General features: G+C 69.4%; 16 protein-coding genes and 1 pseudogene. 8 read left to right on the forward strand and 9 right to left on the reverse strand.

Features of this window, described 5'->3' with window-relative positions:
* Nucleotides 1-176: pseudogene (locus DQP57_RS16305) on the reverse strand (DAK2 domain-containing protein); the annotation flags it as partial.
* 178 nt (nt 177-354) lie between these two features.
* A complete protein-coding gene (locus DQP57_RS16310) occupies nt 355-1,017 on the reverse strand; it encodes a hypothetical protein (RefSeq protein WP_240631784.1) in 663 nt (220 codons plus the stop codon).
* Nucleotides 1,018-1,478: 461 nt separating this feature from the next.
* Between DQP57_RS16310 and rpmB the strand changes: the two genes are divergently transcribed.
* Nucleotides 1,479-1,673 (forward strand): 50S ribosomal protein L28, encoded by a 195-nt coding sequence (rpmB, locus tag DQP57_RS16315; RefSeq protein WP_046185726.1) that lies wholly within the window; start codon nt 1,479-1,481, stop codon nt 1,671-1,673.
* An 87-nt stretch (nt 1,674-1,760) separates the two neighbouring features.
* On the opposite strand, the gene DQP57_RS16320 is transcribed toward rpmB, so the two are convergent.
* Nucleotides 1,761-2,582 carry a mycofactocin-coupled SDR family oxidoreductase gene (locus DQP57_RS16320; RefSeq protein ID WP_112633888.1) on the reverse strand — a complete coding sequence of 274 codons (822 nt, stop codon included), beginning with the start codon at nt 2,580-2,582 and terminating at the stop codon, nt 1,761-1,763.
* Nucleotides 2,583-2,584: 2 nt separating this feature from the next.
* Nucleotides 2,585-3,475 carry an SDR family NAD(P)-dependent oxidoreductase gene (locus DQP57_RS16325; RefSeq protein ID WP_112633889.1) on the reverse strand — a complete coding sequence of 297 codons (891 nt, stop codon included), beginning with the start codon at nt 3,473-3,475 and terminating at the stop codon, nt 2,585-2,587.
* A gap of 94 nt (nt 3,476-3,569) precedes the next feature.
* Between DQP57_RS16325 and DQP57_RS16330 the strand changes: the two genes are divergently transcribed.
* Genes DQP57_RS16330 through DQP57_RS16345 form a run of 4 tightly spaced genes read left to right on the forward strand, consistent with a single transcriptional unit; the run spans nt 3,570 to nt 7,283 of the window.
* Nucleotides 3,570-4,013 (forward strand): nuclear transport factor 2 family protein, encoded by a 444-nt coding sequence (locus DQP57_RS16330; protein WP_112633890.1) that lies wholly within the window; start codon nt 3,570-3,572, stop codon nt 4,011-4,013.
* A gap of 3 nt (nt 4,014-4,016) precedes the next feature.
* The gene (locus DQP57_RS16335; protein WP_112633891.1) at nt 4,017-5,213 is read left to right on the forward strand and encodes a sulfotransferase family protein; all 1,197 of its coding nucleotides are present in this window, start codon (nt 4,017-4,019) and stop codon (nt 5,211-5,213) included.
* On the forward strand, nt 5,206-6,450 hold the full coding sequence (locus DQP57_RS16340; RefSeq protein ID WP_112633892.1) for a DUF1214 domain-containing protein: 1,245 nt from the start codon (nt 5,206-5,208) through the stop codon (nt 6,448-6,450). Before DQP57_RS16335 ends, DQP57_RS16340 begins: the two co-directional genes overlap by 8 nt.
* Nucleotides 6,451-6,452: 2 nt before the next feature.
* Nucleotides 6,453-7,283: an oxidoreductase gene (locus DQP57_RS16345; RefSeq protein WP_112633893.1), complete on the forward strand. Its 831-nt coding sequence runs from the start codon at nt 6,453-6,455 to the stop codon at nt 7,281-7,283.
* 6 nt (nt 7,284-7,289) lie between these two features.
* Here the strand turns inward: DQP57_RS16345 and DQP57_RS16350 are convergent, their stop codons facing one another.
* The 3 genes from DQP57_RS16350 to DQP57_RS16360 are packed head-to-tail and all read right to left on the reverse strand — an operon-like array spanning nt 7,290 to nt 9,921.
* On the reverse strand, nt 7,290-8,222 hold the full coding sequence (locus DQP57_RS16350; protein ID WP_112633930.1) for an NADP-dependent oxidoreductase: 933 nt from the start codon (nt 8,220-8,222) through the stop codon (nt 7,290-7,292).
* 5 nt (nt 8,223-8,227) lie between these two features.
* The gene (locus tag DQP57_RS16355; RefSeq protein ID WP_112633894.1) at nt 8,228-8,911 is read right to left on the reverse strand and encodes a uracil-DNA glycosylase; all 684 of its coding nucleotides are present in this window, start codon (nt 8,909-8,911) and stop codon (nt 8,228-8,230) included.
* Between the two features lie 41 nt (nt 8,912-8,952).
* On the reverse strand, nt 8,953-9,921 hold the full coding sequence (locus DQP57_RS16360) for a thiamine-phosphate kinase (protein ID WP_112633895.1): 969 nt from the start codon (nt 9,919-9,921) through the stop codon (nt 8,953-8,955).
* A 96-nt stretch (nt 9,922-10,017) separates the two neighbouring features.
* Between DQP57_RS16360 and DQP57_RS16365 the strand changes: the two genes are divergently transcribed.
* On the forward strand, nt 10,018-10,578 hold the full coding sequence (locus DQP57_RS16365) for a DUF3515 domain-containing protein (RefSeq protein WP_112633896.1): 561 nt from the start codon (nt 10,018-10,020) through the stop codon (nt 10,576-10,578).
* Between the two features lie 159 nt (nt 10,579-10,737).
* Here the strand turns inward: DQP57_RS16365 and DQP57_RS16375 are convergent, their stop codons facing one another.
* Both DQP57_RS16375 and DQP57_RS16380 read right to left on the reverse strand, forming a co-directional pair.
* Nucleotides 10,738-11,871 carry a D-alanine--D-alanine ligase family protein gene (locus tag DQP57_RS16375; RefSeq protein WP_112633897.1) on the reverse strand — a complete coding sequence of 378 codons (1,134 nt, stop codon included), beginning with the start codon at nt 11,869-11,871 and terminating at the stop codon, nt 10,738-10,740.
* Nucleotides 11,872-11,933: 62 nt separating this feature from the next.
* On the reverse strand, nt 11,934-12,968 hold the full coding sequence (locus DQP57_RS16380) for an NAD(P)H-dependent glycerol-3-phosphate dehydrogenase (RefSeq protein ID WP_112633898.1): 1,035 nt from the start codon (nt 12,966-12,968) through the stop codon (nt 11,934-11,936).
* 135 nt (nt 12,969-13,103) lie between these two features.
* On the opposite strand from DQP57_RS16380, the gene cofC reads away from it, so the two are divergent.
* Both cofC and DQP57_RS16390 read left to right on the forward strand, forming a co-directional pair.
* Nucleotides 13,104-13,766 carry a 2-phospho-L-lactate guanylyltransferase gene (gene cofC, locus DQP57_RS16385; RefSeq protein WP_112633899.1) on the forward strand — a complete coding sequence of 221 codons (663 nt, stop codon included), beginning with the start codon at nt 13,104-13,106 and terminating at the stop codon, nt 13,764-13,766.
* An 87-nt stretch (nt 13,767-13,853) separates the two neighbouring features.
* The gene (locus DQP57_RS16390) at nt 13,854-16,043 is read left to right on the forward strand and encodes an RNA degradosome polyphosphate kinase (RefSeq protein WP_112633900.1); all 2,190 of its coding nucleotides are present in this window, start codon (nt 13,854-13,856) and stop codon (nt 16,041-16,043) included.
* Nucleotides 16,044-16,106: the final 63 nt, after the last annotated feature.

Here is a 16,106-nt window from a genome sequence, read left to right on the forward strand (position 1 = left end):
GCGGACCGCATGGTGAACAGCATGTTGGCCCCGGTGTCGGAGTCGGCGACGGGGAAGACGTTGAGCCGGTTGATCTCGTCGATGTGCGTGATCAGGTCGCTGACGGCGGTGTGCGCCCAGTCGCGCAGGGTGATCGCGTCCAGGAGACGTTCCTGCGACGTATCAGCAGTGCCCAGTCTGACCCACCTCCTCCGCACCAGTCCTCCGGTGGGCGCCAGCGTAGCCCGGCGTCGGAGCCGTTGCGCTCAGTTGCTCCGCGCCGTTGAGGAAGATCGGGCGGCCAGCATCAGACCCCCCGGGGGCGAGGTCATCACCGACGCCGTTGACCCCGGCAAGAATAAACCGTGGTCGCGCTTAATAACCCTGCCGGATACCGGGATTGGCCTGCCCCACGAGCATGCGCTGATTGCTGCCATCGCGGTTCACCCCGTAGCGGCTCATCTGGTAGTTCATCGACGCGCACGCGGTGGCCACCGGATCCCATGCCGAATTCGAAGTTCCCGCCTGGTGGAACATCGCGAACGTATCCGGCATCACCTGCCACGGACCCCGGGTTGCATGCAGCGGGCCGCCGTCGGGCTGGGGCGGTCCGTAGGCGTTGCTGTCCGAGAGGTTGATCGCGCCCGAGTGGAACTGCGCCTCATGATCGGCGATGGTCATCATGCCGTCGATCCAGCGGCCACGGGCCGGCGGCTCGGTAATGCCGATCCTGTCGAGCGCCTCCTCGAGGTAGCCGCGGATCGCCTCCGGTCCCTCCGGCCACGTGCCCCGGCCCTCGAAACCCACCTCCGACAGCTGGATCGGGCCCCGCGCGGCGGCCGCCGGCGGCACCGGAGCGAGAAGGGCGGGAGGCTGCCACCAGGAGGGCGCGGCACCGGCCGGGCCGGGCCACGACGCCTTCGGGCCCAGCCCGTCCTGGACCGTCGAGCTGACGCCGGCGGTGCTGCCGATGGCGAGGCTGCCGAGCGCCGTCACCACCACATACGCCGCCGCGACCCGGCGGACCCGCGAGACCAGCCGTCGTATCGCCGCCGGAACGCCCCGCCGATCGCCGGCGCGGGCGCAACCTCCGGTGTCTTCTGCGCGCGCAACCACCCCGCGCACTCCCCTCAAGCCTGCCGATGTTTGCTCCCCAGCCTCATCCGCAACTCCGCGCAGGCCGGCGCCGCCAGGAAAGGCCTTCAGCCGGCCCGGCGCACCGTCGCGTGCCCACAGGCAGCGACCGCGCCGACCATCGGCGGCGCTGTCATCCTAACGACCGGGCGTCCGAGGAGCCCGGATTTGCCCTGGTACTGTGATCGACTCGATGCTGACGGCTTCGGGGGGCGCGGCGCACACACCTGGGTGCGGCGTGACCCGGAGCTTGGCCGTTGACGTTTTGGTGGTTGCCAGCCCAGTCGGTATCCTGGTTGGGCCCGGGTGGACCCGGGCTGTCCCGGCCAGATTGCCGGACCCCCGAGATTTGAGGAGCTTGAACAATGGCCGCTGTGTGCGACATCTGCGGGAAAGGCCCCGGCTTCGGTAAGTCGGTGTCGCACTCCCACCGCCGCACCAGCCGCCGGTGGGACCCCAACGTTCAGACCGTGCACGTCGTCACCCGTCCGGGCGGCAACAAGCAGCGGCTGAACGTCTGCACGTCCTGCATCAAGGCCGGCAAGGTCGTTCGCGGCTAAGTGGCGATCGCAAGCGCGGCGTAGCCGACGCCGGGGGCACCTCCCGCTTGCGGGGGACGGGTCGCGACCATCGGCTAGACGCCGCAGCTACATGACGACGTGGCCGGCATCCACCGGGATCGACACGCCCGTCACATAGCGGGCTTTCGGGCCGGCCAGCCACAACACCGCTTCGGTAACATCCTGCGCTTCGACGAGCGGCACGTCCGGCAGCAGCATCTGCGAGACCGCCGGGTTCGGGTTCTCCAGCATCCGGTTGACGACGAAATCGTTGAGGATCATCGGCGTCATGACACCGGCCGGGTGGATCGAGTTGACCCGAATCTTGTGCGGCGCATAGGCATTCGCGGCCGAACGCATCAACCCGACCACGCCGTGTTTGGACGCGGCGTAGGCGAACATCGCGGCGCTGCCATCACCGCCGCGGCCGGTCAAACCCTGCGACGAGCTGATCATCACGATCGAGCCGCCGCGGCCCTTGCGGATGATCGACGGCACCGTCGCGAGCAGCGTGTGCCAGACCCCCTTGAGGTTCGTGTCCACGATCGAGTTGAACACCGGCTCGGAATGGACCTCGGTCTCCCCGATCGCGACCACTCCCGCGTTGGCGATGACGATGTCCACCTCACCGATCGCGTCGATCGCACCCTGCACCCCGGCCTCCAGCTGCGCCAGGTCGCGTACGTCGGCGACCACGGGCAGGGCCTTGCGACCCGCGGCTTCGACCAGGCGTACGGTCTCGGCGAGATCGGATTCGGTCCCCAGGGCGTAGGGAATCGCCTCGAGATCGGCGCAGATGTCGACGGCGATGACGTCGGCCCCCTGCTCGGCCAGCGCCACGGCGTGGCTGCGGCCCTGTCCGCGCGCGGCGCCGGTGATGACGGCGACCGTGTTGTCGAATTCGCCCATGACTACACCTCCAGTCTCGTGCCGGTCTCGCGTTCGGCGAAGTCCACCAGCCGCGCGGCCGTGTCGTAGTCGCAGGCCAGGGGCGTGCGGCCGATCAGCACCGGGCCGCCGCGCAGCCCGAACCTGCCGCTGACCCCCACGTAGCTGCCCGGCGGAATCGGCTCGCTGATGCAGTACAGCGTGGGCGCCGCGCCCTCGTCGATGTCGTTGGCCAACCGGTCGGCCACCACCTTGACCCCTTTGTGGGCCACCGCCTTTAGCGGCGAGTCCCCGAGGTTCGACAGGTTCGAGGCCACCCAGCCCGGGTGGGTGAGCTGCGCGACGATCGGCGATCCCGCCGCGCGCAGCCTGCGGTCCAGCTCCAGCCCCCACAGCATGACCGCGAGCTTCGACTGCGCGTAGGCGCCCAGCCTCGTCCACTTGTGCTGGCGCAGGTGCGGGTCGTCGAGCCGCAGCGTCGCCGACCGGTGCGCATCGGAGCCCACGTTGATGATCTGCGAACGCACCCTTTGCAGGAGCAGATTGGTCAGGGCGAACGGTCCGAGCAGGTTGGTGCCCAGCGTCATCTCGAAGCCGTCGGCCGTCTCGGTGCGCCGGTCCGTCAGGGCCCCGGCGTTGTTGATCAGGATGTCCACCGGTTCATCGATGAGGTCCGCGAAGGCGCGCACCGACGACAGGTCGGCGAGGTCGAGCTTGATGACGGCGGTCGAACCGCCCATTTGGGCGGCGCGCTGCTCGCCGAGTTCGGTGTTGCGCACCGCCAGGATCACGTGCGCCCCGGCTTTGGCGAGCGCACGCGCGGTGCCGAGCCCGACGCCGTTGGTCGCCCCGGTCACGATCACGCGTTTGCCGGTGAGGTTGCCGAGCCGGCTCGGCGTCCACGGTAAGGTCACGGCGATCCAGAGTAATGGTCGGTTCTATGTAAGTTGGACCGGTTCTGCCAACATTGTTGCGGAACGGTGCGGAAGACTCCCGAGGCGGTTCGACATGACTGGCAGCGCCACCGAGATCACCAACCTCATCTACACCTATGCGCAGCTTCTCGACGGCGGTGACCTGGACGGGGTGGCCCGGCTCTTCGAGCACGGCCGCATCTGCGGGGTCGAGGACGGGCCGCCGGAGACGGTGTTCGCCGGCTCGGCCCGGGTGCGCGAGATGTACGAGATGGCCACGCGCATCTACGACGACGGCACCCCGAAGACCAAACACAACACCACCAACGTGCAGCTCTACATCGACGAGGCGGCCGGGACCGCGCAGAGCACGTCCTATTACTGCGTCACGCAGGCCACCGACGACCTCCCCCTGCAGGTCATCGTGACGGGGCACTACAAGGACACCTTTCACCGGGTGGACGGGGCCTGGTGCTTTGACAGCCGCACCATGTTCGTCGACCAGGTCGGCGACGTCAGCCAGCACCTGAAGTTCTGACCCGTGCCTTCGGCGAGCGCGTTCTTCGACCCGGCCGCCGTCATGGCCGACGCGCAACGCAAGGAAGCGCTGACCGACTGGGGCCCGGGCGAATTCGAGGGCCCGCTGCGGGTGCTGCTGGCCGACTACGCGCGCGCCGACCTCAACGACATCGGCGTGCACATCCTGCGCTCGGGCATCGTGCACAGCCTGCGGATGCGGCTGCGCGCGCAGGAGTGGATCCGGCGCCACCCGGAGATCCTCGACGAGCGGGTGGCCGCGCCGATCGTCGTCGTGGGGATGATGCGCAGTGGCACCACGCTGCTGCAGCGGCTGCTGGCCGCCGACCCGCGCTTCGTCTGCGCTTATGGATGGGAGGTCGTCGAGGTCGCGCCGCGGCTGAACCATCGGTTCACCGACGCGCCCGATCCGCGCATCGCGATCAGCGAGGTCCGCGAAGCGAAATCCCGCGAACTGGCGCCGGAATTGTTCTCGATTCACCCGATGTACGCCAGGCAGGCCGAAGAGGAGATCGTCTTCCTGGCCGACGCGTTCTTGTCGCACGTTCCCGAGTCCGGGGCACACCTGCCGCGGTACCGGTCCTGGCTCAACGACCAGGACTTCTCCCCCGCCTACGGGTATCTGCACCGGATGCTGCAGTTCCTGCAGTGGCAGAAACGACAGTGCGGCATCACCGGACAGCGCTGGGTGCTCAAATCGCCTGCGCACCTTGGGTATTTGAACCTGCTGCGCGCCCAGTTTCCCGGCCTGCACATCGTGCACATGCATCGCGACCCGCGCACCACCATCGCGTCGGGCGCCAGCCTGAACGCGACCCTGCACGCGATGCACGCCGACACCGTCGACGTGCATCGGGTCGGCGCGCAGTGGCTGGAGCGGATGGGCTGGACCAACGACCGGGCGATGGCGATCCGCGGCGGCTGGACCGATCAGGATGCCGTGGTCACCGACATCGGGTTCGATGAGGCGGTGGCCGACCCGATCGGTCAGGTGGCCCGGGTGTACCACGCCATCGGCCTGCCGCTGACCGTGCAGGCCGAGGACGCGATGCGGCGCTGGCTGGCCCACCGTCCCCACGAGGTGCCGCGGCCGCCCTACGGGCTGGACAACTACGGCCTGCGTCCCGAGCAGGTCGACGAACGATTCACGTTGTACAACAAGCGTTTCGGACAGCACATCGGAGGAACAGCACATGCCTGACGACCCGGTCGCGACGGCGTCGCAGCACGAGCAGGAGCTGGCGGCCCTCGACCTGATCGAGCACCCTACCGTCAAGGCCGCCTACCGCACGGTCGCCGAGACCTGGCTCGGTCGCGCCAAGGCGTCCGACGCGATGCGCGAACGGTTCGACGACGCGTTCGCCGAAGTGATGTTCTCCGCGGCGGTGTGGTCGTCCAACCAGGACAAGCTGCGACCGAAGGTCAGCTGCATCACCCGGCTCGCGCATCCGGTGGACGGCCGCCGCATTCCCGGATCGCGGTGGGGCATCGACAATCCCGACAGCATCTACCGGGTGATCCCGATCTCGGGCGACGAACGCTACGAGATCCGCGGCCGCGTCGGCGAGCACCGCATGACCGAGAACTACTTCACGCTGTGGGACGCGCACATGGGCACCGTCGCCGTGCTGAACGGCCGCACCATGCAGGTCGACTCCGACGGCAGCTACACCATCACCGTCGACTCCGACCCGGCCGGCGGCCGGCCCAACCACGTGCAGACCTCGCCGCAAGCCCACGAGTTCTACATCCGCGACGTGCTGCTGGACTGGGGTCTCGACGACCCGAATCACATTGAGGTGCAACGCCTCGGCGGTCCTCCGGCCACGCCGGCGCGCACGCTCGACGAACAGGCGGAGGCCACCGCGACGATGATGGCTTACTTCGCCGACTTCACCGGCAAGCTCAGCCACGGTGTGTACAAGATGCCCGCCAACCACTTCAACCTGGCGTGGTCGGCGGACAAGGTCGGTGCGATGCGCAACCAGGTCTACGTGATGGGCCGGTTCGACCTCGCCCCCGACGAGGCGTTCGTCGTCGACCTGAACGACGGTGGGGCCGAATACTTCACGGTGCCGCTGAGCAACATCTGGGGCACCACCCTGAATCTCGTCGACCGCACCGGCAGCCTCAACAAGGCGCAGTCGGTGGCCAACGAGGACGGCAGCTACACCTATGTGATCTCGCCCGTCGACCCCGGCGTGGCGAACTGGATCGACTCCGACGGTCTGCGGGAGGCCATTTTGACGTTGCGGATGGCGGAGTTCGGTGCGGCCGGTCCGCGCGAAGACCTCGGGGCACGCGGCCGGGTGGTCAAGCTGGACCGGCTCGACGCCGAGGTGCCGCACTTGCCGCGGGTGAGTGAACAGCAGCGCGCGGCGGAGCTGGCGCAGCGGCGCGAGGCCTATCTGCGGCGCCTGCCGGAAGGGACGATCTGACCATGTCGCGCTGGCTGATCACGGGATGCTCCACGGGTTTCGGCCGCGAAATCGCGCGCGCCGCACTGGAAGCCGGACACAGCGTGGTGGTGACCGCGCGGCGGGCGGAGGCGGTGCGCGACATCGCCGACGAATTCGGCGATCGGGCCGTGGCCGTCGCGCTCGACGTGACCGACGCCGCCCAGATCGCGGCGGCGGTGTCGGCGGCGGACGAGGCGTTCGGCGGGATCGACGTCCTGGTCAACAACGCCGGCCACGGCTACCTGTCCTCGGTGGAAGAGGGGGAGGACGCCGAGGTCCGAAAGCTGTTCGACGTGAACTACTTCGGGGCGGTCGACATGATCAAGGCGGTGCTGCCGGCCATGCGCGCCCGCGGATCGGGGCACATCATCAACATCTCCTCGATGACCGGGCTGGTGGCCAACCCACCCAACGCCTACTACTCCTCGACCAAATTCGCGCTGGAAGCGGTCACCGAGGCGCTGGCCGCCGAGGTGCGCCCGCTGGGCATCAAGGTGACCGCGATCGAGCCCGGCGCGTTTCGCACCGACTGGGCCACGCGGTCGATGAAGGAGTCCGGCAGCCCGATCGCCGACTACGCCGACGTGGCCGCGCGCAAGGACCTGATCAAGCAGTTCGCCGATCACCTGCCCGGTGACCCGCGCAAGGTCGCCGAAGCGGTGCTGATGGTGACCACGCTCGACGAGCCGCCGCTGCGACTGCTGCTCGGTCGTGACGTGCTGAAAGCCATGCGGGACAAGCTCGCCGCGCTGTCGGCGTCGATCGAAGAATGGAAGGCCGTCACAAAGGACGTGAATTTCGCGGATTCGTGACGCCACTCAGTCCCGCACGACGAGGACCGTCTTGCCGGCGCGCCCCCGGCCGTGGTCGCGGCTTTCGAACGCCTCCCGGCCCTCGTCGAGCGCGAACGTCGCGGCGATCGCGACGTGCAACCGGTCGCTGTCGACCAGCGCGGCGAGTTCGTCGAGCTGATCCCGATTCGGCGTGACGATGAAAAAGGTTGCGGTGACGCCGAATTCCTCGGCTCGGCCCACCGGAGGCGGTGCGGACAGCGTGACCAGCCGGCCACCGCGGCGCAGCACCCCGAACGACCGCTCCAACGTCGGCCCGCCGACCGTGTCGATGACGACGTCGTAGCCGGCACCGGTTTCGTCGAATGCCTCGGTGCGCACGTCGATCACCCGCTGCGCGCCACACCCGCGCAGCAGGTTGGCGGTGTCGCTGCGCACGGTCGCGGTCACCCGCGCGCCCAGCATCGCGGCGAGCTGCACCGTCAGCAGGCCCACTCCCCCGGCACCGCCGTGCACGAGCACGCTCTCTCCCGGCTGCACGGCGGCGTGGTCGACCAGTGCCTGCAGGGCGGTCAGCCCGGCCAGCGGCAGCGCGGCGGCGACGGTGTGCGACACCGTCGCCGGCTTGCTCGCCAGGTCGGCGGCGGGCACGGCGACAAAATCGGCCGCCGCGCCGTCACGGTCGAACCCGATCAACCCATACACCTCGGCGCCCGGCGCGAAATCCGACACGTCGGCGGCGACCGCTTCGACCACACCCGACACCTCGTGGGAGGGGATCACCGGCACGCGGCTGACGCCGTCGCGGGTCCAGGTCTCCTCCCAAGTCAGCTCGTCGAACGTGATCCCGACCGCGTGTACCGCCACCAGCACTTCCCCGGGGGCCAACACCGGTCGCGGGGCCCGTTCGAGCACCAACTGCTCCGGGCCGCCCCGCCGGTGCGCCCGCAGCGCCGTCATCTCGGTCATGGCAGCCGCCAATCGATCGCGTCGGCGCCCATCCCGGTCAGCAACTCGTTGGCGCGGCTGAACGGGCGCGAACCGAAGAACCCGCGCGACGCCGACAGCGGGGACGGATGCGGGGACTCGATGGCCACGCAATTTCCTTGGGCGAGAATCGGTTTGAGGGTCGACGCGTCACGGCCCCATAGGATCGCCACCAGGGGCCGCGACCGCTCGGTCAGCGCCCGGATGGCGCATTCGGTCACCGCCTCCCAGCCCTTGCCGCGATGCGATGCCGGGTTGCTGGGGCGGACCGTGAGCACCCTGTTCAGCAGCAGCACACCGCGCTGCGCCCACGGCGTCAGGTCGCCGCAGGAGGGCGGCGGATGGCCGAGGTCCGCGGTGTACTCCTGAAAGATGTTGGCCAGGCTGCGGGGCAGCGGTCGTACCTCGGGCGCCACCGAAAAGCTCAGGCCCACAGCATGTCCGGGCGTCGGGTAGGGGTCCTGCCCGACAATCAGCACCCTGACGTCGTCGAAGGGATAGGTGAAGGCGCGCAACACATTCGGCCCGGCCGGCAGATATCTGCGCCCGGCCGCAACCTCTGCCCGCAGGAACTGTCCCATCTCAGCCACCTGGTCGGCCACCGGCTGCAGCGCACTCGCCCAACCCGGCTCGACCAGCTCCCCCAACGGACGCGCGGTCATCACCGGTTGCCCGCGATCGCGTAAACGGTCACCGCGTCACCCTAATACGATTGCCAGCCGGCGTGGCCGCTCCACTCCTGATCGTCGACGAGCACCCGCGCCGGCCCGTCGAGAACCCGCCCGATGATGCGCCAGCCGGCCGGCGCGGGACCGGCGAAACACGCCACCAGGGCATGGTCCTCGCCGCCGCCGAGCACCCAGTGCCACGGATCGGCGTCCGCGGCCGCCGCGGCGGCGGCGAGCGCGTCGCGGTCGGCGGCCAGCGCCGCCGTGGACAGATCCATGCCCACCCCCGACGCCTCGGCCACATGACGCAGGTCGGCGATCAGGCCGTCGGAGACGTCGATCATCGCGAGCGCACCCCCGGCCGCCGCCGCCGCTCCCTGTCCATAGGGTGGCTCCGGCACCAGATGCCGGCGCCGCAGCTCGTCGAAGTCGGCAATCCCGTTGCGCCACAAAGCCAATCCCGCAGCCGAGCGGCCCAAGTCACCTGCGACGGCGATCAGCGCACCGGGCTGCGCGCCCGATCGCCGCACCGGTGCGCGCCCGTCCAGGTCGCCCAGCACCGTCACCGAGATGACCCACTGCGGGCAGTGCACCAGGTCACCGCCGGCGATGCCGGCGCCGACCCGTTGCGCCTCGTCCCACATCCCGTCGACCAGCGCGTCCACCCGCGCCGCCGGTGTGTCACCGGGCGCCCCGAAGGCGACCACGAAGGCGGTCGGCCGCCCGCCCATCGCCTCGATGTCCGCGGCGTTCTGGGCGATCGCCTTGCGACCGATGTCGTGCGGCGTCGACCAGTCCAGCCGGAAGTGCCGATCCTGCACCAGCATGTCGGTCGACACCAGGCAGCTCCCAGCACCGGACGACACCAGCGCCGCGTCGTCTCCGGGCCCGAGCACGACCGCGGCGGGCTGCCGGCGACCCCGCACCAGGCGATCGATCACGGCGAACTCACCGAGTTGTCGCAGCGACGGGGACTCGCCCGGTTCGTCTTGCACGCCACCCACGATAGGGCTCCCGCCGTCGCTCGGACCGGCCGAGAATAAATTGGCGTGGACGTCGACGACGGCGATAGTGGTGAGCAGACAAGGAGGTGCGCGGCGGTGGCAACCCAACCGGACGCCGATGGCGGGCCGCCGCGTGCGCTGATCATCGCCGCGATCGTGCTGGCCGTCGCCACGATCGGGGTGATCCTGGCCATCGCGGCGACCCGGGAGGCGCCCCCGCGTGCGGTCGCCGTGCCCGCGGTCCCGGCGCCGCAGGCCGGCGGGTCCGGCTGCCGTGCGCTGATGGGTTCCCTGCCGCAGCGCCTCGGCGATTACCAGCGCGCGCCCCTCGAGCAGCCCGGCCCGCAGGGCGCCGCCGCCTGGCGCGCGGGGCCGGACAGCGACCCGGTGGTGCTGCGCTGCGGGCTGGACCGCCCGGCCGAATTCGTGCTCGGCGCCCCCATCCAGGTGGTCGACCGGGTGCAGTGGTTCCAGGTGAGTTCCGAACCGCAATCCGCCGGTGACGCGGGCAGGTCCACCTGGTACGCGGTGGATCGCGGGACCTACGTGGCGCTGACCCTGCCGAGCGGGTCGGGCCCGACGCCGATCCAGCGGATTTCTGAGGTCATCGATCGCAGCATGCCGGTCGCGCCCATCGACCCCGGGCAGCCCCGCTAACCGACCGTGGCGACCCCGGCGCCCGGCTACACCGCGCTTGCGATCCCCACACGCCCGACGGTGGCGACCCGCGGCGCCCGGCTACGCCGCGCTTGCGATCCCCACACGCCCGGCGGTGGCGACCCACGGCGCCCGGCTACGCCGCGCTTGCGATCACCACTAACGCAGGCCGACGCCGCGGGCCAACGCGGTCTCGACCATCGTCGCCAACAGGGTCCCGTAATCCACGCCGCTGGCCGCCCACATCCTCGGGAACATCGAGATCGTGGTGAATCCCGGCATGGTGTTGATCTCGTTGGGGACCGGCCCGTCCTCGGTGAGGAAGAAGTCCACCCGGGCCAGCCCCTGACAGTCGATGGCCTTGAACGCCCGGACCGCCAATTGCCGTATGGCGTCGGCGGTTTCGTCGTCCACCTTGGCGGGCACGTCCAATTCGGCAGCGTCGTCAAGGTATTTGGTGGAAAAGTCGTAGAACGAATCCTCGCGCCCACGCACCCCGGCCACCCGGATCTCGCCGAGCGTGCTGGCTTCGACTGTGCCGTCGGGCATTTCGAGCACGCCACACTCCAGCTCACGCCCGACGATGGCCGCCTCGACGATGACTTTGGGGTCATGGCGGCGTGCGGTGGCGACGGCGGCGTCCAGCTGATCCCAGCTCGACACCCGGCTGACCCCGATCGAGGAGCCGCCCCGCGCGGGTTTGACGAACACCGGCAGACCCAGCCGCTCGCACTCCTCGGGGCGCAGCCTCGAGCGCGACGGGCGCAGCACCGCGTAGTCACCGACCGGCAGTCCCTCGGCGGCGAACAGCTTCTTGGTGAACTCCTTGTCCATGCCGGCCGCGCTGGCCAGCACGCCGGCCCCCACATAGGGCACCCCGGCGAGTTCCAGCAGGCCCTGAATCGTGCCGTCCTCGCCGTAGGGGCCGTGCAGCACCGGGAAGACCACGTCGACCGCCGTCAAGACCTCGCTGGCGCCCGGCGACAGGGACACCAACTGGCCGCCGCGCTGGGGATCGGCCGGCAACGCCAGTTCGGTGCCCGATTCGGCGGTCACCTCGGGCAGGCGCCGGTCGGTGATCGCCAGCGCGGCCGGGTCGCCGTCGGTCAGCACCCACGAGCCTTCCGGGGTGATGCCGATCGCGACCACCTCGAACCGATTCGGGTCCAGGTTGCGCAGAATGCTGCCCGCCGAGACGCACGAGATGGCGTGCTCGTTGCTGCGCCCCCCGAAGACGACGGCGACGCGCACCCGTGAGCCGGGGTGCGGCGCCGACCGGTCGCTGGCATTCACAATCTGAAGAGGCTACCGGGTGGCGGCCGCCCCGGTAGGGTGGCGGCCCATCGGCCGGCCTGTTATTCGGGCTTGGTGCTGCGGCCCAGGAGCAGGGCGATCGCCTCGTCGACCGACAGTCCCTTGTGGCACACCCGGTGCACGGCGTCGGTCAGCGGCATCTCGACGTCGTAACTGGCGGCCAGCGCCAGCACCGACTCGCAGGACGTCACTCCCTCGACGACGTGCCCGTCGCCGCCGTCGGGCGTGCCGGCCAGCAGCGCCTGGATGGTCGCTCCCCGGCCGAGGCGTTCGCCCAGGGAACGGTTGCGCGACCGCGGCGAGCTGCAGGTGGCCACCAGATCGCCCACCCCGGCCAGCCCGGCCAGCGTCGCGCCCTTGGCGCCCAGCGCGATCCCCAGCCGCATGATCTCGGCGAGGCCGCGGGTGATGATCGCCGCCGTGGTGTTCTCGCCGAGCCCGACTCCGACCGCCATGCCGCAGGCGAGCGCGATGACGTTCTTGCAGGCCCCACCGACCTCGGTGCCCACCACATCGCTGTTGGTGTAGGGCCGGAAGTATCCGCTGTTCAGCATGCGTTGCAGGGCGACCGCCCGGCCCGAATCGCTGCACGCGACGACGGTGGCCGCGGGCTGGGATGCGGCGATCTCGCTGGCCAGGTTCGGCCCCGAGATCACCGCGACCTGAGCCGGGTCGACGCCGGTGACCGAGACGATCACCTGACTCATCCGCATCAAGGTACCCAGCTCGATGCCCTTGGCCAGGCTCACCAGCGTCGCACCCTCACGGATCAGCGGCGCCCAGCGCTCGAGGTTGCCGCGCATGGTCTGCGCCGGCACGCCGAGCAGCACCGTCGACGCGTCGCGCAGGGCCTCGGCGGGGTCGGCCGTGGCGCGGATGCCGGGCGGCAGCAGCGTGCCGGGCAGGTAGTCGGGGTTGTAGCGGGTGGTGTTGATCCGCTCGGCGATCTCGGGTCTGCGGGCCCACAGCGTGACCTGCGTTTCCGGTCCCCCGGCCTCGACCAGCACCTTGGCCAGCGCCGTGCCCCACGCGCCGGCACCCATGACCGCCACGGCACCCGGTGTTGTGCTGGTCATCTACCACCCCCCTATCCGTGGTCGGCGTTGCTCACGCGGCACTTGCAGCCGCTACACACTAGATCAGCGGCGGACCGGGCGTCACGCGAGCCAGCGTGTCCCGGCGGCGGGGCGTCGCTGGCAGGATGAGAACTCATGAGCGGCATACGAGCCGACGGTTCGGCCAACGGTGCGGGCGATGTCGCCCTGATCATCGCCGTCAAGAGGTTGGCCGCGGCCAAGACCCGGCTGGCCCCGGTCTTCTCGGCGCGCACCCGGGAAAGCGTGGTACTCGCCATGTTGGTGGACACCCTGACCGCCGCCGGGCGGGTCCGCTCGCTGGGCTCGATCACCGTGATCACGCCCGACGACGCGGCGGCCGCCGCGGCCACCGAGCTGGGCGCCGACGTGCTGGCCGACCCCACACCCGAGGGTCACCCCGATCCGCTGAACAACGCCATCGCCACCGCGGAGCGCGCGGTGTCCGGTTCCTTCGCCAATGTCGTTGCGCTGCAAGGAGATTTACCCGCGCTGCAGACTCAGGAGCTGAACGAGGCGATCGCCGCCGCGCGCCAGCACCGGCGCAGCTTCGTCGCCGACCGGCTGGCGACGGGCACCGCCGCGCTGTTCGCGTTCGGAAGCCCGCTCGAGCCGCGTTTCGGCTCCGATTCCTCGGCGCGGCACCGCAGTTCGGGTGCGATCGAGCTGACCGGCGCCTGGCCCGGCCTGCGCTGTGACGTCGACACGCCCACCGACCTCGCCGCCGCCCGTCGCCTCGGGGTGGGGGCGGCGACCGCCCGGGCCATCGCGACGCACTGATTTCGATCACTGTCGTTTGTCTGTCCGACGGGTGAACTCCGTCCCAACGGCGAATGGATGTCCCGCGAGCGCTAGCAGCACCCACGCGTGATGAGCAATGATCGCAGGGTGACTGAAATCGAAGCTGAGACGCGACCCGACGAGAACTTGTGGCATTCGGGCGACTCGGCAGTGACAGCACCACCGGCTGCGACCCAGGCCGCGCTGACCGATCTGCCGGAGGACCGTTACCTCAACCGGGAACTGAGCTGGCTGGACTTCAACGCCCGCGTGCTGGCGCTGGCCGACGACAACTCGTTGCCGCTGCTGGAACGCGCCAAGTTCCTGGCGATCTTCGCCTCCAACCTCGACGAGTTCTATATGGTGCGCGTCGCCGGCCTCAAACGCCGCGACGAGATGGGATTGTCGGTCCGCTCGGCCGACGGCCTGACGCCGCGTAAGCAGCTCGCCCTCATCGGGGAACAGACTCAGCGCATCGCGACACGGCACGCGCGGGTGTTCCTCGATTCGGTGCGGCCGGCGCTCGCCGAGGAAGGCATCCACATCGTCACGTGGGCCGATCTCGATCAGGCCGAGCGCGACGAATTGTCGACCTATTTCACCGAACAGGTCTTCCCGGTCCTGACCCCGCTGGCCGTCGACCCCGCGCACCCGTTCCCGTTCGTCAGCGGCCTGAGCCTGAACCTGGCGGTGATGGTGCGCCAGCCCGAGGACGGCGGCCAGCATTTCGCGCGAGTCAAGGTGCCCAACAACGTCGATCGCTTCGTCGAACTCCCCACCATCGACAACCCCGACGGCTCCGGGCGGGGCATCGTCCGCTACCTGCCCACCGAGGAACTGATCGCCGCCTTCCTTCCTCTTCTGTTCCCGGGCATGGACATCGTGGAACATCACGCTTTCCGCATCACCCGCAACGCCGACATGGAGGTCGAAGAAGACCGCGACGAGGATCTGCTGCAAGCGCTGGAACGGGAATTGGCGCGCCGGCGGTTCGGCCCGCCGGTGCGGCTCGAGATCGCCGACGACATGACCGAGGGCATGCTGGAACTGCTGTTGCGCGAACTCGACGTGCATCCCGGTGACGTCATCGAAGTTCCAGGGCTGCTCGATCTTTCGTCGCTGTGGCAGATCTACGGACTGGACCGGCCGGCGCTCAAGGACCCGGCGTTCGTCCCGGATACCCACCCCGCCTTCGCCGATCGCGAATCCCCCAAGAGCATCTTCGCGACGCTGCGCGAGGGCGACGTCCTGGTGCACCACCCGTACGACTCCTTCTCCACCAGCGTGCAGCGCTTCATTCAGCAGGCCGCCGCGGACCCCAATGTCCTGGCGATCAAACAAACGCTGTACCGCACCTCCGGTGATTCGCCGATCGTGCGGGCGCTCATCGAAGCCGCCGAGGCCGGAAAGCAGGCCGTGGCGCTCGTGGAGATCAAGGCGCGCTTCGACGAACAGGCCAACATCCGTTGGGCGCGCGCACTCGAGCAGGCGGGCGTGCACGTGGTCTACGGCCTCGTCGGGCTCAAGACGCACTGCAAGACCTGCCTGGTGGTGCGCCGCGAAGGGTCGGCGATCCGGCGGTACTGCCACATCGGAACCGGCAACTACAACAGCAAGACCGCCCGCCTGTATGAGGATGTCGGCCTGTTGACGGCGAGCCCGGACATCGGTGCGGACCTCACCGATTTGTTCAATTCGCTTACCGGCTATTCGCGTAAGGTCTCCTACCGCAATCTGCTGGTGGCCCCGCACGGAATTCGCACCGGCATCATCGACCGGGTGGAACGCGAGATCGCCGCACACCGCGAACGAGGTAACGGACGAATACGTCTCAAGATGAACGCGCTGGTGGACGAGCAGGTGATCGACGCGCTCTACCGGGCGTCGCAGGCGGGAGTGCGCGTCGAGGTCGTGGTGCGCGGCATCTGCGCGTTGCGCCCGGGCGCCGAGGGCTACTCCGAAAACATCGTCGTGCGCTCCATTCTCGGCCGCTTCCTCGAGCATTCGCGGATCATCCATTTCGGCAACATCAACGAATTCTGGATCGGCAGCGCCGACATGATGCACCGCAACCTCGATCGGCGCGTGGAGGTGCTGGTCCAGGTGAAGGATCCCAAGCTCACCGGTCAGCTGGACGAATTGTTCGAATCCGCACTGGATCCGTCCACCCGGTGCTGGGAACTGGGACCCGAGGGGCAGTGGACCCCGTCGCCGCAAGAAGGCCATACCGTGCGCGACCACCAAGTATCGTTGATGGAGCGCCATCGCAGTCCCTAGCTCTGTGCGGTGACTTCGGAGTTGTTCTTCCGGTCCGCATCTCCTTGAGCGTGCGGCTCCGAC

Source organism: Mycobacterium colombiense (assembly GCF_003284935.1).
Classification (GTDB): Bacteria; Actinomycetota; Actinomycetes; order Mycobacteriales; family Mycobacteriaceae; genus Mycobacterium; species Mycobacterium arosiense_A.